15 protein-coding genes are annotated in these 19,717 nt (G+C 64.5%); 11 read left to right on the top strand and 4 right to left on the bottom strand.

The features are described 5' to 3' along the window. Nucleotides 1-361: 361 nt before the first annotated feature. Nucleotides 362-1,522, bottom strand: coding sequence for a PucR family transcriptional regulator (locus tag OYT95_RS22140; RefSeq protein ID WP_268789070.1), 1,161 nt, complete (start codon nt 1,520-1,522; stop codon nt 362-364). 291 nt (nt 1,523-1,813) lie between these two features. Between OYT95_RS22140 and OYT95_RS22145 the strand changes: the two genes are divergently transcribed. The 4 genes from OYT95_RS22145 to OYT95_RS22160 all read left to right on the top strand — a co-directional run bounded on the left by OYT95_RS22145 (nt 1,814) and on the right by OYT95_RS22160 (nt 6,445). Continuing rightward, a complete protein-coding gene (locus tag OYT95_RS22145; RefSeq protein WP_268789071.1) occupies nt 1,814-3,136 on the top strand; it encodes an MFS transporter in 1,323 nt (440 codons plus the stop codon). Between the two features lie 34 nt (nt 3,137-3,170). Next, on the top strand, nt 3,171-3,977 hold the full coding sequence (locus tag OYT95_RS22150) for a class II aldolase/adducin family protein (RefSeq protein WP_268789072.1): 807 nt from the start codon (nt 3,171-3,173) through the stop codon (nt 3,975-3,977). A gap of 1 nt (nt 3,978) precedes the next feature. Then, nucleotides 3,979-4,902 (top strand): 2-hydroxyacid dehydrogenase, encoded by a 924-nt coding sequence (locus OYT95_RS22155; RefSeq protein WP_268789073.1) that lies wholly within the window; start codon nt 3,979-3,981, stop codon nt 4,900-4,902. 280 nt (nt 4,903-5,182) lie between these two features. Beyond that, nucleotides 5,183-6,445 (top strand): M20 family metallo-hydrolase, encoded by a 1,263-nt coding sequence (locus OYT95_RS22160; RefSeq protein WP_037242605.1) that lies wholly within the window; start codon nt 5,183-5,185, stop codon nt 6,443-6,445. Between the two features lie 44 nt (nt 6,446-6,489). On the opposite strand, the gene OYT95_RS22165 is transcribed toward OYT95_RS22160, so the two are convergent. After that, complete coding sequence (locus OYT95_RS22165; RefSeq protein WP_268789074.1) at nt 6,490-7,650, bottom strand: PucR family transcriptional regulator; 1,161 nt, start codon at nt 7,648-7,650, stop codon at nt 6,490-6,492. Nucleotides 7,651-7,969: 319 nt separating this feature from the next. On the opposite strand from OYT95_RS22165, the gene OYT95_RS22170 reads away from it, so the two are divergent. The 7 genes from OYT95_RS22170 to OYT95_RS22200 all read left to right on the top strand — a co-directional run bounded on the left by OYT95_RS22170 (nt 7,970) and on the right by OYT95_RS22200 (nt 15,463). Next, the gene (locus OYT95_RS22170; RefSeq protein WP_268789075.1) at nt 7,970-8,737 is read left to right on the top strand and encodes a nitrilase-related carbon-nitrogen hydrolase; all 768 of its coding nucleotides are present in this window, start codon (nt 7,970-7,972) and stop codon (nt 8,735-8,737) included. A gap of 65 nt (nt 8,738-8,802) precedes the next feature. Continuing rightward, complete coding sequence (locus OYT95_RS22175) at nt 8,803-10,446, top strand: flavin monoamine oxidase family protein (protein ID WP_037242596.1); 1,644 nt, start codon at nt 8,803-8,805, stop codon at nt 10,444-10,446. Between the two features lie 9 nt (nt 10,447-10,455). Next, a complete protein-coding gene (locus OYT95_RS22180) occupies nt 10,456-11,907 on the top strand; it encodes an amino acid permease (protein WP_442972519.1) in 1,452 nt (483 codons plus the stop codon). Nucleotides 11,908-12,320: 413 nt separating this feature from the next. Further along, the gene (locus tag OYT95_RS22185; protein WP_268789076.1) at nt 12,321-13,691 is read left to right on the top strand and encodes an MFS transporter; all 1,371 of its coding nucleotides are present in this window, start codon (nt 12,321-12,323) and stop codon (nt 13,689-13,691) included. Between the two features lie 17 nt (nt 13,692-13,708). Then, the gene (locus OYT95_RS22190) at nt 13,709-14,086 is read left to right on the top strand and encodes a RidA family protein (RefSeq protein ID WP_217999492.1); all 378 of its coding nucleotides are present in this window, start codon (nt 13,709-13,711) and stop codon (nt 14,084-14,086) included. Further along, nucleotides 14,083-14,757: an RraA family protein gene (locus OYT95_RS22195; RefSeq protein ID WP_200887773.1), complete on the top strand. Its 675-nt coding sequence runs from the start codon at nt 14,083-14,085 to the stop codon at nt 14,755-14,757. The genes OYT95_RS22190 and OYT95_RS22195 overlap by 4 nt, the downstream gene beginning before the upstream one ends. 13 nt (nt 14,758-14,770) lie before the next feature. After that, nucleotides 14,771-15,463 (top strand): PucR family transcriptional regulator, encoded by a 693-nt coding sequence (locus OYT95_RS22200; protein ID WP_268789078.1) that lies wholly within the window; start codon nt 14,771-14,773, stop codon nt 15,461-15,463. 106 nt (nt 15,464-15,569) lie between these two features. Here the strand turns inward: OYT95_RS22200 and OYT95_RS22205 are convergent, their stop codons facing one another. Beyond that, on the bottom strand, nt 15,570-16,457 hold the full coding sequence (locus tag OYT95_RS22205; RefSeq protein ID WP_268789079.1) for an HpcH/HpaI aldolase/citrate lyase family protein: 888 nt from the start codon (nt 16,455-16,457) through the stop codon (nt 15,570-15,572). Between the two features lie 173 nt (nt 16,458-16,630). Then, nucleotides 16,631-19,696, bottom strand: coding sequence for an NAD-glutamate dehydrogenase domain-containing protein (locus tag OYT95_RS22210; RefSeq protein ID WP_268789080.1), 3,066 nt, complete (start codon nt 19,694-19,696; stop codon nt 16,631-16,633). Between the last annotated feature and the right edge of the window lie 21 nt (nt 19,697-19,717).

A 19,717-nucleotide genomic window follows, 5' to 3' on the forward strand; every position in this document is an offset into this window, starting at 1 on the left:
TGCCGCTGAACTTACTGCGCAATTCGAGGCAGCACACCAACCGGATGGGTCGGCGTACAGCCCCGCAACGCCGAGGAGTGTCCATTTTGTCCGTTGTTCACCGCGGGACTTCGAGATGGATATCGAGGAGCGGCTCGACCTGGACCTGTAATTTCACACCGCGAGGCATTCGCGACTCACATCGGTTATCTCGATTCGGTACGCAGCGAGGTGCTGCGCGACCTGAACACCGACGACGTGCGGATCTCCGACATCCCAGGTGTATAGGCCGAGGATCAAGAGCTAGAGTGCGCGGAGTTGTCGAGTCTCCCCGCGAAAGGCGAGTGGCTACCGTGGCCGACAGACGACACTTCACACGGAGTCACGCCAACGCGAGTAGCGCCAGCGCTGCCTGATCGGGGACGGTGACGTTCAGGCTCGTCAGCTTCTCGAATCGGCCGAGGCGGTTGAGCACGGTGTTGCGGTGGCAGAACAATTGCGCCGCGGTGTCGGTGACGCTTCCCGTCGCGAGATAGGCGCGCACGGTCTCGAGGATGCGTTCGCGTTCCTCGTCGGTGATCGGGGCGAGGCCGGACAGCAGGTGGGCCGAGAAATCGGTCTGATCGTCGAGCCGGCCCTTGGTGACCCGGGCCCATGCGTCCGTCAGCGTCGTCAGGCCGTGTTCGTCGGGGCGGATCGTCCGGAAGATCTCGTGGGCGGTGTTCGCGGCCGCCGGCACCGCGGCCAGGCCGGACACCGCCGCGACCATGCCGCCGGCCACGTCCTGCAGTTGCCGGTGCTGTGTTTCGAGCCCCCGGGTGGGTGTCCGCGGGGCCGGCCACAGAACCACCACGCGGCCAGACTGATTCAGCACGAAGAGTTGTTCGCCACCGGCCGCGAGTGTGTTCGCGATCCTGTGCACCGCCTGGGACTCTTCGGGATCGACGACGACGACCCGGAACGTGGCGTCGGCGTCGACCTTCAACGCCCGGGCGATCTGTTCGATCTTGCTGGGGACGAGGCCTGCAGGCCCGAACAGTTCCGCCAGGTACGTTTGCTGCTCGTCACGGGTGAACGCGGCCATCGCGGCCTTCTCCTCGAGGTAACTCTGGTGGACGGCGCGCGCATAGTCGTCGACCACGTTCCACAGACTGTCGACGTGCAACGCGAGAACGGCCATGTCTGCCGAGTTCGCGCGCCACAGCAGAGCAGACCAGATGATGCCGAAGTCGAGCCGGACCGCCGTCACCAGATCTTCGACGGGTATCCCCTGCCGCGCGCGCAGGCGACCCAGGTCGGAGGGCAACGAGCTGAGCTGAGTCGTCGTCGCGCCTGCGGTGACGGCTTCGAGTATCAACCGAATCGACTCGCGAGCGGAATCGCGCAGACCGTCCCGGTCGACCAGCCCGGACTGGTATGCCTCGACGGATTCGAGTCTGTCGAGGAACGCGGTGGCCAGGTCGTCCGTGTTGCGCATGGTTCCGACGATCAGTTCACGCCAACGAGCCAGTGTCTCCTGCTTCCGCTTGGCGAGGTTTCTCACGGCAACGTCCTTTCACCCGAGTTTGCGGTCAGGTTTCGTCGAGATCTCCACTGTGAGCATCGGGGTAACACGTCGTTGGAGATTCGTTCATCGGCTCTTGTCGCGGTGGGTGAATCGCCTGGGACAGCGCGCCGGCATCGTTGCTCCTTCGCCGTCACATTATGCACATACACAATAATCCTGCCCTTCCTCGAGGCAGATTGCGATTTCCTCCCGCTGCCGGGTGGGGTTTGATTGAACACACGCCAATTGGACGACCTGCCCTTCACCCGCGACATTCGGAGCACCACCATGAGCCCCTCGGCAACCCGACAGGTCGGCCCCACGACCCCGATTCCACGCGACACGTCCCGGCGCGTGGCTTTCGCCGCATTCGTGGGAACGGCGATGGAGTGGTACGACTTCTTTCTGTTCACCACCGCTGCCGCGCTGGTGTTCAACGTGCAGTACTTCGTCTCCGACAACGCGCTGACGGCGACGCTCGCCTCGTTCGGCACGCTGGCGGTCGGATTCGTTGCGCGCCCGGTGGGTGGGCTGCTGTTCGGATGGCTCGGCGACCGCGTCGGTCGCAAGAAGATCTTGATGACCACCATCGTCGGTATCGGGGTCGCGACCGTGCTGATCGGCATGCTGCCCAATTACTACTCGATCGGTGTCATCGCGCCGATCGCACTCATCGTGCTGCGCGTGCTTCAAGGACTCGCCGTCGGAGGTGAGTGGAGCGGTGCCGTCACGATTGCGGCCGAGAACGCCTCACCGGAGGAACGGGCGAAGTATGCGTCCATCCCGCAGCTCGGATCCCCGGTCGGCACGATCCTGTCCTCGGGTGCCTTCTTCCTCACCTCCGCCCTGTTGTCGGAGGACGTCTTCGATTCCTGGGGCTGGCGCATCCCGTTCCTGCTGGCCCTGCCCCTGCTGGGAGTGTCCATCCTGATCCGGCGTCAACTCGAGGAGTCCCCCGAATTCGAGGCCTTGCAGGAGGAGGACGCCGTTGCGGAGGCGCCCCTGCGCCAGGTGTTCGTCGGGGCGTGGCGGCAGCTGCTCGTCGGTGCTTCCGTGATGCTCATCGGCGCGGGCGGCTTCTACCTGATCACGACGTTCATCATCAGCTATGGCAAGCGGGTTCTCGGCCTGGAAGCGTCGATGCTCCTTCTCGCGACCGTCATCGCGGCGGTCATCGAGATTCCCGTCATCATCTCCGGCGGACGATGGGGTTCGCGATTCGGTTCGTGCCGCGTCGTGATCGGCGGTGCCGTCGCCACGATGATCCTCGCGTTCCCGATCTTCTGGGCGATCGGCACCGCGCACCCCGTCCTCGTCGTGCTCGGGATGAGTTTGGGCGTTGCGGCCGTGTCCTATCCGTACGCCGTCAGCGGTGCCGTACTCACCAGTCTGTTTCCCGCGAAAGTGCGGTACAGCGGCGTGGCCGTCTCGTCGAACATCGCCGGACTGGTCTCCGGATGCGTCCCGCTGATCGCGACCGCCGTGCTGACCGTCACCGGTGACCACCTCTGGCCCGCAGCGATCATTCTCGTGGCCATCGGCGCGATCGCGCTTGCCGGTGGCGTTCTCGCACCACGATGGAGTGTTGTCGAAGACGGCCTCAAGCACTGACATTCACTCTCGACCCACAGAAGGAACAGTCGTCATGAGCACAGCAGAGCAGCAGATTCCCGCGCCCGTCCCGGCCTCGACGCAGGAGCAGAGCGAATGGGACCTGCGCGTCGAGTTGGCAGCCGTATACCGCCTCGTCGCGCACTTCCGGATGACCGATCTCATCTTCAGCCATATTTCACAACGACTTCCGGGCGACGAACCTCGATTTCTGATCAATCCGTACGGACTCTTGTTCGAGGAGATCACCGCGTCGAACCTCGTCGAGGTGGGTCTCGACGGCGAGCTGTTCACCCCGTCGGAGTACCGGGTCAACCCGGCCGGGTTCGTCATTCACAGTGCCATCCACGCCGCCCGGCCCGATGCGCACTGCGTGCTTCACACCCACTCCCGCAACGGTTGTGCGGTGGCAGCGCAGAAGAACGGCCTTCAGCCCGTCAACCAGACGTCGATGGAGTTCTACAACCGGATCGCGTACCACGACTACGAGGGTGTCGCGCTGAACGATGCGGAGAAGGTCCGACTCGTTGCGGACCTCGGTGACAAGAACGCGATGATCCTCCGCAACCACGGCCTCCTGACGGTGGGAGACAGCGCGCGCCGCACTTTCCTGCGGATGTTCTACCTCGAGCGTGCATGCGAGATGCAGGTCGCCGCGCAGTCCACCGGCCAGGAACTGATCGTTCCGTCGCCGGAGGTCTGCGAGCACACCGCTCGACAGCTGAACAACGAAAACCGTGTCGGCGAAACCGATGACCACGACAACAGCGACAACTGGGACCTCGCCTGGACTGCGTTGCTGCGTCTGGTCGATCGCATTGCCCCGGACTACCGGTCCTGAGATGACACCAAACACCAAACGCCGCGCCGTGGTCGTGGACGGGGTCGGTACGCTCATCGCCGATCCCGCACTGCTGCCGGACCTCTGGATGCTCGACGTGTTGCCGCACCTGCCTCACGGTGACGACGTCATCGCCATGGCGGTGAATCCGGAGACCGCGCAGGTCGGGCCGGAGGACCTGGATCGGGTCCCGAATCTGCGGCTGCTCGCCGCGACGTCCGCCGGTACCGATCACCTCGACCTCGAGGAGGCACGCCGCCGCGGTATCACCGTCACGAACACTCCGGACTACTGCACCGACGAGGTCGCCGACCACACCACGGCCCTCGTCCTCGGGCTTCTCCGCCAGACGCACCGACTCGACCGATCGGTTCACCTCGGCGGCTGGACTGTGGGCACCCCCCGCCCCCGTTTCGTACGTGGTGCAACACTGGGGATCTGGGGTTTCGGTGCGATCGGGCGTGCGGTGGCACACCGCGCACATGCACTCGGCATGCATGTGCAGATACATTCGCGCCGGCCGATCGGCGACGACTTCCCGGACTACACCCAGGTGAGCTGGAACGAGCTGATCACCACCAGCGACGTTCTGACCGTGCACGTGCCGCTGAGCGACGAGACCCGGGGGCGGCTGGACGCACAGGCGCTGCGGTCCATGCGGCGGGACAGCTATCTGGTCAACGTGTCTCGCGGCGGAATCGTCGACGAAGGGGCCCTCGATGCCGCGTTGCGCTCCGGTCACCTGTCGGGTGCCGCGGTCGACGTGCTCGCGACCGAACCGCCCGTCGACGGTCACGTACTCTCCTCCACACCGAATCTGGTCATCACACCGCACGCCGCGTGGATCTCCGAGCTGTCCATCCACGCCCCGTTCCGCATGTTCGCCGAGGCGGTGGCCGCGCTTCCGGAGGAACCGGATCGGTAGCCCGAGCGGTCGAAGACGTACGTATGCCCACCCACCCGAGCCGGGTGGGTGGGCATAAGTGTCACGACTGAGCGAATCCGCCGCACACGGCCCGTTCACCCCGCGAATGCTCTGCCTGTGGGAATGCACAACGATTCTGGGCGAACCGGTTGAGGTTCGTCATCCCGAAATCAGGCCTGGACGTGCTTGTATTGATACATCCGCAGTCGCACACGATGTCGACTCCGCTACCCGGACGCCGGGGCCGGCGGACGCAGATCCACTCCCGGGAGGAATCCACATGACCACCGCCAGCAAGACCGATTTGGACCGTTCCGTGGTCACGGACTTCCAGCAGTTGTCACAGTTCGGTGCGACCCCGGGTGGTGGCGTCGACCGGCAGGCCGCCACCGAAGCCGACGGAGCACAGCGGGCCTGGCTCGCCGAATGGCTGGTCGCCCGAGGATTCCGTGTCGAATACGACCGTGCAGGCAACCAGTTCGGTCTGCTGGAAATCCATCCCGGCGCCCCCTACGTTGTGACGGGCTCGCATCTGGACAGTCAGCCGCTCGGTGGCCGCTACGACGGTGCGTACGGGGTGCTCGCCTCGGCGCACGCCGCTCAGCGCGTCGCACAGCAGTGGCGGGAGGGCAACCTCGCGCCGAAGTACAACCTCGCGGTGGTCAACTGGTTCAACGAGGAAGGCTGCCGGTTCAAGCCGAGCATGATGGGCAGTTCCGTCTACACCGGCAAAATCGATGTGGAACAGGCGTTGTCGACCACCGATCGCGACGGAGTCTCGGTCGCGGAGGCACTGTCCGGTATCGGCTGCCTGGGGTCGGGTACGGGACCGCAGGCCGCCGCCTACGCCGAGATCCACATCGAGCAGGGCCGAAATCTCGAGAACGACGGAATCACCATCGGCGTGGTCGACTCCACGTGGGCGGCGCAGAAGTACGAACTGGTGGTCCACGGCGATCAGGCCCATACCGGGTCGGCGACGATGCCCGATCGGCAGGACGCGCTCCTCGGGGCCTCCTTGCTGGTGGTCGCGGCGCGTGAGCTGGCCGAGGATTTCGCGACCGCGCCACTGCACACCTCCGTCAGCCAGATGACCATCGAGCCCAATTCCCCGGTCGTCATCGCCCGGGAAGTGCGGATGCATCTCGACCTGCGATCGCCCATCGAATCGGTCGTCGATCTCGCCAACGAGCGGCTGATGGCCCGGTTCGCCGAGATCGAAGCCCGCGCTCAGGTGCGCATCGAGAAGGCCACCGCGCATTCCTGGGGAGTGGCGGGCTATCAACCCGAGGGTGTGAAGCTCTCGATGGCCGCCGCGGAGGACCTGGGGCTGACGTATCGGCAGATCATGACTGTCGCCGGACACGATTCGGTGAACATGAAGGATGTCGTGCCGACGGTGATGCTGTTCGTGCCGAGCGTCGACGGAATCTCGCACAACGAGCACGAATTCACGACCGACGACGATGTGTGCGCCGGTGTGGACCTGTTGACCGAGGTGGTCGCCCGTCTCGCGGTCGGAGAACTCGACCGGACCTCGTAGTCGGAATCCGAATCAACCGCGCCGGCACAGCCGGCGCGGTTGATTCAGTTCTGCTGCGACGCAAGCGCGACCATGGCGAGCGCCGCATCGGCCGGTTTCGTGATGTCGAGCCCGGTCAGCTCCTCGATTCTGTGAAGCCGGTTCAGCACGGTATTCCGATGGCAGTAGATGGTCGCGGCCGTTCCCAGCAGGCTGCCGGTGTGCAGATACGCCACCATCGTCTCCAGGAGCCGCTCGTTCTCCCGCTCGGTTGCCTCGCGTAGGGGAACCAGAACGTATTGACCGAGATCGCAGCCGATCTCGGCGAGATACTTCTTCGCCAGTATCGGCCACGAGGCCTTCAGATCGGTCACGCGTTCCTCGTCCGGGCGGAGCTGATCGACCATTCTGCTCGCGGCGAGCGCTGCCAGGGGAATGTCGGCGATCGCCCGGGCGATCGGCGCCACCGCGGCTCGAACCCGGTCGAGTAGCGCCAGTTCGCGGGGCGTCACCACCATGGGTGAGGTGGCGGGAATCTGCCAGAATGCGATGAGGTGGCGCCCCTGCTCGTGCGTGAAGACCCGTTCGGAGAAATGTGCCTTGTCGATGTTGTGCCGCAGCGTCACCGCCGACTCGCTGGGTACTGCCACGACGCGATAGAACGACGACACCGAGACGCCGAGAGCCCGGGCGATCTGCACATGGTTGACCTCGAACTGGCCGACGGCGTCGAACAGAAGACTGATCTGCTGGCGCTGGAGGTCTTGGCGTTCGCGGATCAGCTGGTCCTGTTCCGCCAGGTACGCGGCCTGAGCGAAGCGGGCGAAGGTGTCGACGACGTTCCACACCTCCTCGGCGTGCGCGGCGAGCACGTGCGCTTCACTCCGGCCGGCCGTCGACAGCAGTCCCGACCACAGAATCGGGAAGTCGAGTCGGATGGCCGTGAGCATCGACTCCAGAGGGATGCCGTCGCGTGCTCTGCGCCTACCGAGGCGGGAGGCCAGGCGCTCGACCACTCCGACCTGTGTGGGGTCGACGAGAGCACGAAGCATCAGTGCGAACACGTCACTGCTGGTGGCGCGGAGTTCGGCCTCACGAAGCCCGGCATCGCGGTACTCGCCGGCATCGAGCAGCCGCTTCATGAACTGTTCGACCAACGCGCCCAGGTTCTCACTCTGCCGCGACACCAGAGTGTGCCACCGCTGAGTGTCTTGTCGGTTGGTCACCGCCACCGTTCTCCGTTCCTACTGTACTAACGCACAAATGCGCTGCCGGACCGAACGCGAGCCCCGGGCACCGGTTCTGAGACGTGGTCGGCCCGTGTTGCGGCGAAGTCGTGAAGAGGCAAGTGCCCGGGGTGACAATCGTGGACCATCCGAACCCATTGTGTACAGCGGATCGGGCGAGCACCAGGAAAGTTCCCGAATCGATGTGCTTTCGCCCATTTCTGCCCCGCGTTTTCGTTGACCACTGTCATTGGATGTGGCGCAGTTCACCAGCAGACTTGAATTCGCCAAGTTCCCACGACAATTCCGGAGTCTCCCAGTGCGCATTGCCGTCCTCCAAGCAACGTCCGCGGTTGGGCACATCGACGCGAATCTCGACATCCTCACCGCCGCGGCCGGGGATGCGGCCGACAGGGGCGCCGACATCCTCGTCACCCCCGAACTGTTTCCCACGGGATACGCGCCGGCCAGGATTCACCACCTCGACGGTGCGCCTGTGCGGCAGGCGGTCTCGCAACTGGCCGAGCGTAGTGGCATCGCCGTCGTCGCCTCTACCGTCGAACAGGCCGATTCCGGACGGTTCATCACCGCCACCCTGTTCGGGAGTGATGGCACACAGGTGCTCCACTACCGTAAGTCACACCTCTTCGGCACGGAGGAGCAGTTCTTCACCGCGGGCACGGAACTGTCGCGCATCGTTCGTTTCGGTGATCTCACAGTCGCACTGGGGATCTGCTACGACGTCGAGTTCCCGGAGTACGTGCGCGCCCTCGCCGTCGGAGGGGCCGACCTGGTGCTCGTACCCACGGCGGTACCCACCCGAGTCTCTTCGACATTCGACGCCGCCGCCGTGCCAGGCCTGCTCGTGCCGGCGCGCGCACTCGAGAACACGGTGGCGATCGCGTACGCCAATCAGTGCGGCACCGGGTTCGCCGGCCGCAGTTGCATCGTCGCGCCGGACGGGTCCATCGCGGCGCAGACCGAGGGTGGGGCGAAACTCATCTTCGCCGACATCACGAGCGAAACGATTCGCGGCGCCAGAGTGGACAATCCGTACCTGCGCTCGCGCCGACTCGACTTGTACTGACGAGAAACATCTTCCGAACCGAACCACCCTGAAGGAGTAGTGTGTCTTCCTCTGCCCCGATCACGATGCTGATCCCCGATTTCCCGTTTCCCTACGACGAGTACGTTCGTCACCCCGCCGGAATCGGCTCCGTGCCGAGCGAGGCATACGGTCGCAAGGTCGCCGTCGTCGGCGCCGGCATGGCCGGGCTCATCGCGGCGTACGAGCTCATGAAGATGGGCCTCCATCCGGTGATCTACGAGTCCGCGGAGATCGGCGGACGGATGCGAGGCAAGAGATTCGGGACCGACGGGGGACCGGTCGCCGATCTCGGCGGGATGCGGTTCCCGGTGTCGGGACAGACGTTCTTCCACTACGTCGATCTGCTCGGGTTGAACACCGCACCGTTCCCCAACCCGTTGACCGACGCGAGTTCGAGCACGGTCGTCGAGTTGGGCGGCACGGCGCACTACGCCCACACCCCGGACGAGCTGCCCGAGTTCTTCCACGACGTCTCCGCGGCATGGAGTGACTGCCTCGAGGAGCGGGCCGCGTTCACGGAGATGCAGACCGCAATCCGAGACCGCGACCTGAAGAAGATCAAACGCATCTGGAACGAACTGGTGCCCGCCTTCGACGGCATGTCCTTCTACGGATACCTGGAATCGTCGAAAGCGTTCTCCGCGCTCCCTTTCGAGTATCGAGAGGCGTTCGGTCAGGTCGGGTTCGGCACCGGCGGATGGGATACCAACTTCCCGGACTCGATGCTCGAGGTCATGCGCGTCGTCTACGTCGACGCGGACGCGAACCAGCAGCGCATCCTGGGCGGCGCCGACCAGGTACCACACGGACTGTGGAATCACGCTCCCGCAGACCTCGTCCACTGGCCGGTCGGAACAACTCTCGCCTCCCTCCACAACGGCTCGCCCCGGTCCGGGGTACAGCGGATCAGGCGCGACCACACGCCCAGCGGTCCCGGCCGGATCGCGATCACGGATCGGTGGGGCAACGAAGAGTCGTACGACGCGGCCGTCGTCACCTGTCAGTCGTGGCTGCTGTCGGCCCGCATCGAGTGCAGTGAAGAGCTGTTCAGCCAGAAGCTGTGGATGGCAATCGAACGTAGCCATTACATGCAGGCCTCGAAGACGTTCGTGATGGTGGATCGCCCGTTCTGGAAGGACGTCGATCCCGAGACGGGTCGCGACGTCATGAGCACGACCCTGACCGACCGCATCACCCGCGGCACCTATCTGCTAGACGACGGACCGGACAAGCCGGCATTGATCTGCCTGTCGTACACCTGGAACGACGACTCCCTCAAGTGGATGCCGCTCGACGCCGACGAGCGCGTGAAGATGATGCTCCACTCACTCGCCCAGATCTACCCCGGTGTCGACATCGCCTCGCACATCATCGGCGAACCGGTCACCGTCTCGTGGGAGGCGGATCCCCATTTCATGGGCGCCTTCAGCGACAACCTGCCCGGGCACTACCGCTACCAGGAGCGGTTGTTCACACACTTCGAACAGTCGGACTTCGAGCCCGGGCACAGGGGAATCTACCTCGCCGGTGACGACATTTCCTTCACCGGTGGATGGGCGGAAGGCGCCGTCACCACCGGCCTCAACGCGGTGTGGGGGGTCATGAATCAGTTCGGAGGCACCACGCCGCCGTCGAATCCCGGCCCCGGCGACCTTTTCGACTCGATCAAACCTGTTCGACTGGACTAGGAGAGCACTGTGAGTACGAGCCATTCACCCGAATCGCCCGCGGTACACATTCCGTCGGACTCCTCGGCACGCCTGTCCCACGAGGGCGACGACGACTACAAGAAGGATCTCAAAACCAGGCAGATCCGGATGATCGCGATCGGCGGCGCGATCGGAACGGGTCTGTTTCTGGGCGCCGGCGGCCGCCTCGCCTCAGCCGGGCCCTCCCTGGTAATCGTGTACGCGGTCACCGGTTTCTTCGCCTTTCTGATGCTGCGTGCGATGGGTGAGCTGGTACTTCATCGCCCGACGTCCGGATCCTTCGTGTCGTATGCCCGGGAGTTCTACGGCGAGAAGATGGCCTTCGTCGCCGGGTGGATGTACTGGATGCTGTGGGCGATCACCTCGATCGTCGACGTCACCGCCGCCGCGATCTACGTCCACTACTGGCATTTCTTCACGTCGGTTCCGCAGTGGGTGCTCGCGTTGGGTGCGTTGGCGATCGTCCTGTTCGTCAACCTGTTGTCCGTCAAGGTCTTCGGGGAGCTCGAGTTCTGGTTCGCGATCATCAAGGTCGTTGCACTCGTCTCGTTCCTGGTGATCGGCGGGATCGTCGTCGCACTCCGCTTCCCCGTCGACGGTCACCAGACCGGTTTCACGCTCATCTCGGACAACGGTGGATGGCTCCCGAACGGCATGCTTCCCCTGGTCATCGTGATCGTCGGTGTCACGTTCGCCTACTCCGGCATCGAACTGGTCGGCATCGCGGCGGGAGAGACTCCGAACCCCGCGAAGATCATGCCCCGTGCGATCAACAGCGTGATCGTCCGGATCATGGTGTTCTATGTCGGCGCCGTGCTGCTTCTCGTCCTGTTGCTGCCGTACACCGACTACAGCCCGACACAGAGCCCGTTCGTCACGTTCTTCACCCAACTGGGCATACCCGGCGCCGGCAACGTCATGAACTTCGTGGTGCTGACCGCGGCGCTGTCCAGTCTGAATGCCGGTCTGTACTCGACGGGCAGAGTCCTGCGGTCGATGGCGATGAGCGGGACGGCACCACGGTTCACCGCCCGCATGAGCAGCTCCGGCGTCCCCTACGGTGGAATTCTCCTCACCGCGACGGTGACGCTGATCGGGGTGGGCCTGAACTACGTCGTCCCCGACCACGCATTCGAGATCGCAATCAACGTGTCCTCGCTCGGCACACTGACGACGTGGGCGGTGATCGTGCTGTGCCAGATGAAGCTGCACCGTTGGGCGACTCGGGGAGTGGCGGAACGCCCGGCGTTCCGAATGCCGTTCGCCCCCTACTCGTCGTACGCGACGCTGGTGTTCGTGGCGGCGGTCCTGGTTCTCATGGCGCTCGACTATCCGGTCGGAACGTACACGGTCGCGTCGGTTGTCGTCGTGATCCCGGCACTGATCGCCGGCTGGTTCGCTGTCCGGCACCAAGTGCGGGTGCTCGCGGGTCGGCAGTAGCCGCACCGGTGTTCGATGCTCCGACCCGTGCCCACCGGTGCCCCAACTCCGCATCCACACCTCGCGGCAACCGGGGCATCGGCGGTTCGGTGCGAGTCCCGGCTGTGCGTGCGGACAGATGTTTCCAGTAGATGTCACGATCGTCACATCGCTTCACACCCGGGAACGCCGGGGCGCGAGGCGGCCAGTCGTTTTCTGCGAGAACGGCTCTCGGATCACGGTATTGCCGCAACGCAGGCTCAGTTTGCTGCGGCCGCACCGAGCTGGACCGGGAGGTGGGAATCTGCCCACCGGAAAGGGGTAAACAGTGTGTGTTTCCCTATTGAACGTGTCTCCTGTCACAGCGGATAGTTGATGTCATCGGGAGTGGTCAGCTACCCGTCACTCTTTCCCAGCCGTTCTTTGGAGAACCCATGGCTCAATCTGCAGTCGGCGGCCAGGCGTCGCACGATATCAAGAGCAAGATGCGTAAAATCGCCACGGCCAGTGTTATCGGCACAACCGTCGAGTGGTACGACCTCTTCGTCTTCGCCACGGCCTCGGCCCTGGTCTTCAACAAGATCTTCTTCCCGAGCTTCGACGCGCTCGTCGGAACCATGTTGGCCTTCGGCACGTTTGCCGCAGCGTATGTCGCCCGGATCGTCGGTGCCGCGCTGTTCGGCCACTTCGGCGACAAGTTGGGCCGTAAGTCCATGTTGCTGATCTCCCTGATCACCATGGGCGCGGCAACCTTCGCGATCGGACTGCTACCCACCTATTCGGCGATCGGCATCATGGCCCCGATCCTGCTGTTGACTCTTCGCGTCATTCAGGGCCTCGCGCTCGGCGGCGAATGGGGCGGCGCGGTTCTGATGGTGGTCGAACACTCGCCCAAGACGAAACGTGGATTCTACGGCTCGTTGGTCCAGGTCGGCGTTCCCGGCGGAACATTGATCGCCAACCTGGTCTTCCTGATCATCGCCGCAAACACGCCGGAGGAGTTTCTTCTCACCTGGGGTTGGCGTATTCCGTTCCTGGCGAGCGCTCTACTGGTGGCCGTCGGCCTCTACATCCGCTTGACTCTGGAAGAGACACCGTCGTTCCAAGCGGTCAAGGAAGCCGGCGCGAAAGCCAAGATTCCGTTCGTGGTTCTCATGCGCAAGTACTGGAAGCAGGTTCTGCTGGGCGGTATTGCCACGTTGTCCACCGGCACCGCGTTCAACATCATGGTGGCCTTCGGGCTCACCTACGGCAAGCAGCAACTCGGCTTCTCCAGTGACACCATGCTGCTGGCCGTCCTGATTGCTTGTGCCACAGGGCTGTTCATGATTCCGGCTTTCGGCGCACTGTCCGATCGCATCGGGCGCAAACCCGTGATCATCGGCGGCATAGTCGCCGAGGCCGTCGTCGCCTTCCCCATGTTCTGGATGATGGATACCAAGTCCGTCCCGATGGTGATCCTCGCCTATACCATGATGATGACCGCCTTCTCGGCCAACTACGGCCCCATCGCCACATTTTTGGCCGAGCTGTTCGGGCCCCGGGTCCGGTACTCGGGTCTGTCCATCGCGTACATGCTGTCCGGACTACTGGGGAGTGCCGCAACCCCCGCCATCACGACGGCGCTGCTGAGCGCCACTGGCTCGGGATCCTCCGTGGCCTGGTACATGATCGGATCCGCGGCAGTCTCCATCGTTGCTCTGCTGCTGTTGACGGAAACGCTGCGAAACAGCCTCGACTCGGCCGACGAAGCGCCGGCAGAGAACGCTCTCCCGGAGGCGGATCCTGAGCGGGTCCGGGTCTGATGCGGCGCATAGGCGTAGTGTCCGGCGACGTGCGTCCGGTCGGACCGTTCTCTCACGCAGTGGTGGCCAACGGGTTCGTCTTCACCTCGGGTCAGCTCCCCGCCATCTCGGACCTCAGCGATCAGCCGGACGCCTTCGACGACAAGGTTCGTCAGACTCTGGCCAATCTGGAAGCGACACTGCGTGAGGCCGGATCTTCCCTGCAGAACGTGGTCAAGGTGAACACCTACCTCACCGATCCTGGGCAGTTGGAGCAGTACAACGCGGTCTATTCAGAGTTCTTCGGGAGCGACCTGCCCGCCCGAACCACGGTGTGTGTCAATATTTTCGGCATCGCCTTGGAGATCGAATGCGTCGCCGTCCTCGCTGAACACTCGATCCCGGAAGGCGCATGATGTCTCTACCTCGAACGTCCACTTCGCCGCCGGTGCCGCCCGTCGAGGCGGCGCTGCTGGCCAAGCTCCGCCGGGTCAGCTTCCCGACCATCGGCCACTACCTCGAAGACGGGTTCGTCGATCCGGCCATCCGCTCTCTTCTCGCCGATGTGCGTGTGGTGGGACGCGCAATGACGGCGCGCATTGCGGATGCGGATGCGGTGGCGATGAATCACGCATTGAGTGCCCTGACGCCGGGCGATGTGCTGGTCGTCGACATGGGGGGCGACGCGGTTCACGCCTCGGTCGGAGCTGTCACCTCCTGCGCGGCACTGTCGGCCGGCGCGGTGGGAATCGTCGTCGACGGAGTGGTAACCGACATCGTCGAACTGCGACAGGGTGGTCTGCCGGTGTTTGCTCGCGGCACTTCGATTCTCACCACCAAGAGGCATGACGGCGACAACAGTGCGATCAACGTGCCGGTCATGGTCGGCGGTGTTTCCGTCAATCCTGGTGACATCGTCCTCGCCGACGACAACGGTGTCCTGGTCCTGACCCCGGATGGTGCGGCGGATGTCGTCGACCTGGCCCTCGCGTCCGATGCTGCCGAACCGGAAACCCTTGACCGTCTCCGGGCAGGCGAGCCCCTCGCCGACGTGCTCCATATGGGCGGCAAGGCACGTAGATCGTGAAGGAACCACCGCGGTGAACCCGGGATGGATGCCGATCACGATCAGCGGTATCGACGGTTCGGTTCGCGTTCTCGGTGTTCATGCCGGTGGTCTTTCGACAGCCGACCTCACGTTCGTGAGAACCGTCCTCACCCACGAACTCGAGAGTTCCGGGCGGCCACTTTTCCTTGACGAGAATGCCTTCCGGATTACCGTGTTACTCAGCGGTGATACCGACGTCGACGAGTGTAAAGAGTTGCTCGCAGACCTGCCCCCTGCGATTCGCTCACGGTTGCGTGTCGGGCTGAGCACAACGCAGCCTGCCGCTGAGGTGGCGAATGCCTCGCGGCAGGCACACGTTGCCGCGGCCGCCGCGTCGGACGGAGCTGCCGTACTGGATTTCGGGGAGATCGCGGGCGGCGAGCTCTTGGTGTCGACGCCGTGTCGTGAGGTACTACGAGTGGTGGGCGAGTCGACACTCGGGCGTGTGGACGACTACGACCGCGTCAACCGTACCGCCCTGCTGCCGACCCTTCGGGCGGTCCTCGAGGCGAATGGTCACAACGAATCCGCCGCCGCGGTCCTGGGTATTCATCGCCATACTCTGCGCACCCGCGTGGCTCGAATCGAGCGCATTCTCGAGTGCTCATTGACCTCGGCGTACGTGCGCGCCGAGTTGCTGCTCGCCCTCATCGTGTGCGAATACCCGAGTCGGCCCGCTCCGTGACGCATCCGCTGACGGGCCGACTGTTCCGTCGGCCCGTCAGCGAGATCGGCCACTCACAGCGTTCTTCCCCTGTGCGCTGATGAAGTCCGGCGAAGCACGCAGTGGTTCAGTGCAGCTCGGGTGCGAGGGCATCCAGTCCGAATATCCGCGCTCGGTCGAGAACTCGACGGGCCCTGGCGAGCCGAGGCAGATCGCTTCCCTTTCGTGCGTTCGCTCCATCGGGTCCGAGCAGAGTGATCAATTCCTTCGCATCCTCGATCTCCCGACCGGTCGGACTGAGGGCCGTGTTGATCGTGGTGGCATGTGACGCGTGTAAGCACATGCGGCCGGTCATACCCAGACCGGCCGCGTACTCGGTTTCGTCGACGGCGAGGATCTGATCATCGGGCACTGTCGGCCCGTCGATCGGAGCGGGCAGGCCCGCCGCGCGGCTCACCACGACCAGCCGAGAACGCGCGTACGTCAAAGCGTTACGGTCGGTGCCGGCTCCGACGTCCATGCGGAAGTCTCCGCTTCCGAAGGCCAGCCGACCCACCCGCGGGTGTGCGGCGATCGTTCCTGCAGCTTCGAGACCCGCGGCGGACTCGATGAAGGCAATGACCGGTGTGGTGGCGCGAAGCCCTTCGGCAACCTTGTCGACATCGCTCGCCGAGTCGGTTTTGGCGAGCATGACGCCGAGAAGGCCTGGTGAATCACGGAGTGCCGCGATGTCGTCCTTCCAGAACTCGGTCGTGACGTCGTTGATACGGACCCACGCACGTCGATGGTGAAGCGCGTTCACGACCTGGGTGCGTGCGGCGAGCTTCTTGCCGGGAGGTACGGCGTCTTCCAGGTCGAGGATATCGACGTCGGAGCCGGATCCCAGCGACTGCGGCAGGTCGGATGCTCCGGAGATCAGGAACCAGGATCGTGCCACGGTGTACGGCAATTCCTGGCTTCGCCCACCACTCGCCGACTCGTCCGTCCAGGTATCGATGGTGTTACTCGATTTCACTTTTTCCCACTTCCATTGTTCGTCGGATTTCCTCCGGGGCCCCGGAATCGCGTCTCGGAGGGTCCGCAGTATCCACGTTCACCACAGGCAACCGTCGTGATCGGCTCCTGGATTCGTGGGAATGCAGAGCGGCCGGCGGATCCGCGTGTCGCGGATCCGCCGGCCGAATTCGTTCAGTTGTCGAGAGCGCGCAGTGCGGCGGTGACGGCGCAGGTCTTCGCCAGGTCCACCTCGCCGTCCCCGCGAACCGCATCCACGACGAGTTCGAAGCGATGCAGATCGTGAGAATGGGCCTCGCACCACGCAGCGACTGCGTTCCCCGTCCCGGTGCCGTCGTCACTCAGCACCCGGACTGTCAGCGCATGGTGCAGGTCGGACAGGTCGTCGTGCACCGCCGCCGCGGCCAGCACATCCCAGTGGGTGGAACCCGTGCGATCCGACAACGCGTCGACTACCCAGCCGATGCCGAGTCGCTGCCCGAGTTCGTGATGCACCTCGGCCACCCGCTCCACCGAGATTCCCAGTGAGTCTGCGGTGTCCGCGAATTGGAGCGCACCGGGAAGATCTGCATCGAGCGGACGTTCGCCCCGGGGGAGTTCGACGAGCTTGCGGACCGAATCAGCGAACCGGTCTATCTCCCTCTCCGGCACCACGATTCCACGTCGTCGGCGCAACAGCCACGAGACGGCGTGTTCGATCAGCCAGCTGGTGTCGAGCAGTGACTCCGGTCGTTCGATGCCGGTGCCCGGACCCTCGAGTGCCCGTTCCCACAGCGCATCCAGCTCGTAGATCGCGCTCACGGCAGCGTATGCCGAAGCGACCTCCGATGTGGTGATTCCGAAGCGCTCCTGTAGCCAGAAGATGGCTCCCGGGCCCACGCGGTTGATCAGCTCGTCGGCGATCGACGTCGCGATGATCTCCCGCCGCAGGGGATGGGCGGCGATCTGAGCGGCCACGTTCTCGGTGATGGCGTCCGGAAAATATTCGGTGAGGCGCGCAGCGAAAACTTCGTCGTCCGGCACGGTGGAGGCGAGCAGTTCCTGCGAGACCAAATTCTTCGACTGTGCAAGGAGAATCGCGATCTCCGGTCGTGTGAGTCCGTGCCCGGAGGTCGCGCGGCGCTTCAATTCCGCGGGGGACGGCAGTCCCTCGGTGCGTGGATTGATTCCGCCGACCTTTTCGAGGTTGCCGATCAACCGGACGTGCCTGTCGAGGAGATGGCGGGCTTGCGCGGAGGCCAGGCTGATGGCCAGGATCTGGCTCGCGCTGTCGTCGAGTACCCGCGAGGCGACGTCGTCGGCGACCTGCGCCAGCAAGGACGCCCGTCGCTCCGGCGAGAGGCTGCCCGCTCGTACTGCCGCGTCGAGCGCGATCTTGATGTTCACCTCGAAATCCGAGGTGGCGACTCCCGCCGCGTTGTCGATGAAGTCTGCGTTGATCCGCCCGCCATCACCCGCGTAGTCGATTCTGGCCTGCTGCGTCAACCCGAGGTTGCCGCCTTCGCCTATGACCGCGCACCGGAGTTCCCCTGCCGACACTCGTACGCGATCGTTGGCCGGATCCTGAGCATCGACGTCGGTCTCGCTCGCGGCTCTGACATAGGTGCCGATGCCGCCGTTCCAGAGCAGGTCGACCGGTGCACGCAGCAACGCCTGGATCAGCTCGTCGGGGTCGAGCGATGAGGACTCGATGCCGAGGCACGCCTGCACCTGTGGTGACAGGGTGATCGATTTCGCCGACCGAGACCACACACCACCACCGGTCGAGATCTTCTCGCGGTCGTAGTCCGTCCAGGACGACGTCGGCAGTCCGAAGAGGCGCTCGCGCTCGCGGTACGACACGGCGGCATCGGGGTCGGGATCGAGGAAGATGTGCCGGTGGTCGAACGCACCGACGAGCCTGATGTTCCGCGACAACAGCATCCCGTTGCCGAACACGTCACCGGACATGTCGCCGATACCGACGACGGAGAACTCGTCGGTGTCGATATCGTGGCCTGCCTCCTGGAAGTGCCTTTCGACGGACAGCCACGCTCCGCGCGCGGTGATGCCCATGGCCTTGTGGTCGTATCCAGCCGAGCCGCCCGACGCGAACGCGTCACCGAGCCAGAAGTTGTACTCCGCCGCAATGCCGTTCGCCAGATCCGAGAAGGTGGCGGTTCCCTTGTCCGCGGCGACGACGAGGTACGCGTCCTCGCCGTCGAGGCACAGGGTGTCGGCCGGATGGACGACGGCCCCGTCGACGATGTTGTCGGTGATGTCGAGGAGCCCGCGGATGAAGGTCGCGTATCCCGCCCGCGCCGGGGTGTCGGTCGAACGAACGACGAAGGCACCCTTGGCTCCCATCGGGACGATAGGAGCGTTCTTCACCGACTGAGTCTTCATCAGACCCAGCACTTCGGTCCGGAAATCCTCGCTGCGGTTCGACCAGCGCAAACCACCGCGCGCCACAGCGCCGCTTCGGACGTGGATCCCTTCCACTTCGTCGGAGTGAACGAAGATTTCACGAAAGGGAACCACTCGCCCCCGCGTGGCCAACCGTCCGGAATCGATCTTGAAGGAGAGGTAGGGCTTCGGCTGTCCCTGCGTGTCGCGCTGGAACCAGTTGGTGCGCACGACTGCCAGGACGAACGCCTGGAGGGCTCGTCGGATCCTGTCCTCATCGAGGGTGGTCGCACTGTCGACCAGGTCGGTCAGGGCGGCGTTCGCCCTCTCGGGGTCGCCGGTCCGAGCGGGGTCGAGCCGTGCCCGGAAGAGTGTGACCAGGGCGCGGACGAAATCGGGATTGCTCGCCAGCGAGTCGACAAGATAGGTCTCGGAGAATCCGAGTTGCGTCTGCCGGAGAAAGCGGCACATCGCACGGACGAGTACGGCCTCACGCCAGTCGATTCCCGCTGTCGCGACGAGGCGGGCGTACTGATCGATTCTCCACCGGCCGGCCGAACCTGCCTCGAATGCCGCCGCGATGTGATCCAGGACCGGGGTGGAGAAGGATGATCCTGCGAAAGCGAACTCGTGCACCGATCCTGTGCCCTCGGCGCCGTCGGCGGAAACCTGGCGATGCGCTGCGGTGCGGAGACCGAAGCTTTCGAACATCGCGCAGACATCGACCAGCAGGGGTTCGGTCCCGGGCCACCCCACCACCGCCGCCATGCCGGCGGCGGTGTGCTCGAACGTGACCTGTGGATGCCCTGACGCCGTGGGTGAATAGTCGACCGTGGAATCGGTCTGGATAGTCATCGTCGTGTCCTCATCATCGAA

Source organism: Rhodococcus sp. JS3073 (assembly GCF_026810085.1).
GTDB classification, from domain to species: Bacteria; Actinomycetota; Actinomycetes; order Mycobacteriales; family Mycobacteriaceae; genus Rhodococcus_F; species Rhodococcus_F wratislaviensis.

Bases quoted from the DNA above. Each gene is read 5' to 3' on its own strand.
- OYT95_RS22185 (WP_268789076.1), top strand. From the start codon at position 12,321: ATGGCTCAATCTGCAGTCGGCGGCCAGGCGTCGCACGATATCAAGAGC.
- OYT95_RS22145 (WP_268789071.1), top strand. From the start codon at position 1,814: ATGAGCCCCTCGGCAACCCGACAGGTCGGCCCCACGACCCCGATTCCA.
- OYT95_RS22160 (WP_037242605.1), top strand. From the start codon at position 5,183: ATGACCACCGCCAGCAAGACCGATTTGGACCGTTCCGTGGTCACGGAC.
- OYT95_RS22150 (WP_268789072.1), top strand. From the start codon at position 3,171: ATGAGCACAGCAGAGCAGCAGATTCCCGCGCCCGTCCCGGCCTCGACG.
- OYT95_RS22210 (WP_268789080.1), bottom strand. From the start codon at position 19,696: ATGACTATCCAGACCGATTCCACGGTCGACTATTCACCCACGGCGTCA.
- OYT95_RS22195 (WP_200887773.1), top strand. From the start codon at position 14,083: ATGATGTCTCTACCTCGAACGTCCACTTCGCCGCCGGTGCCGCCCGTC.
- OYT95_RS22175 (WP_037242596.1), top strand. From the start codon at position 8,803: ATGCTGATCCCCGATTTCCCGTTTCCCTACGACGAGTACGTTCGTCAC.
- OYT95_RS22155 (WP_268789073.1), top strand. From the start codon at position 3,979: ATGACACCAAACACCAAACGCCGCGCCGTGGTCGTGGACGGGGTCGGT.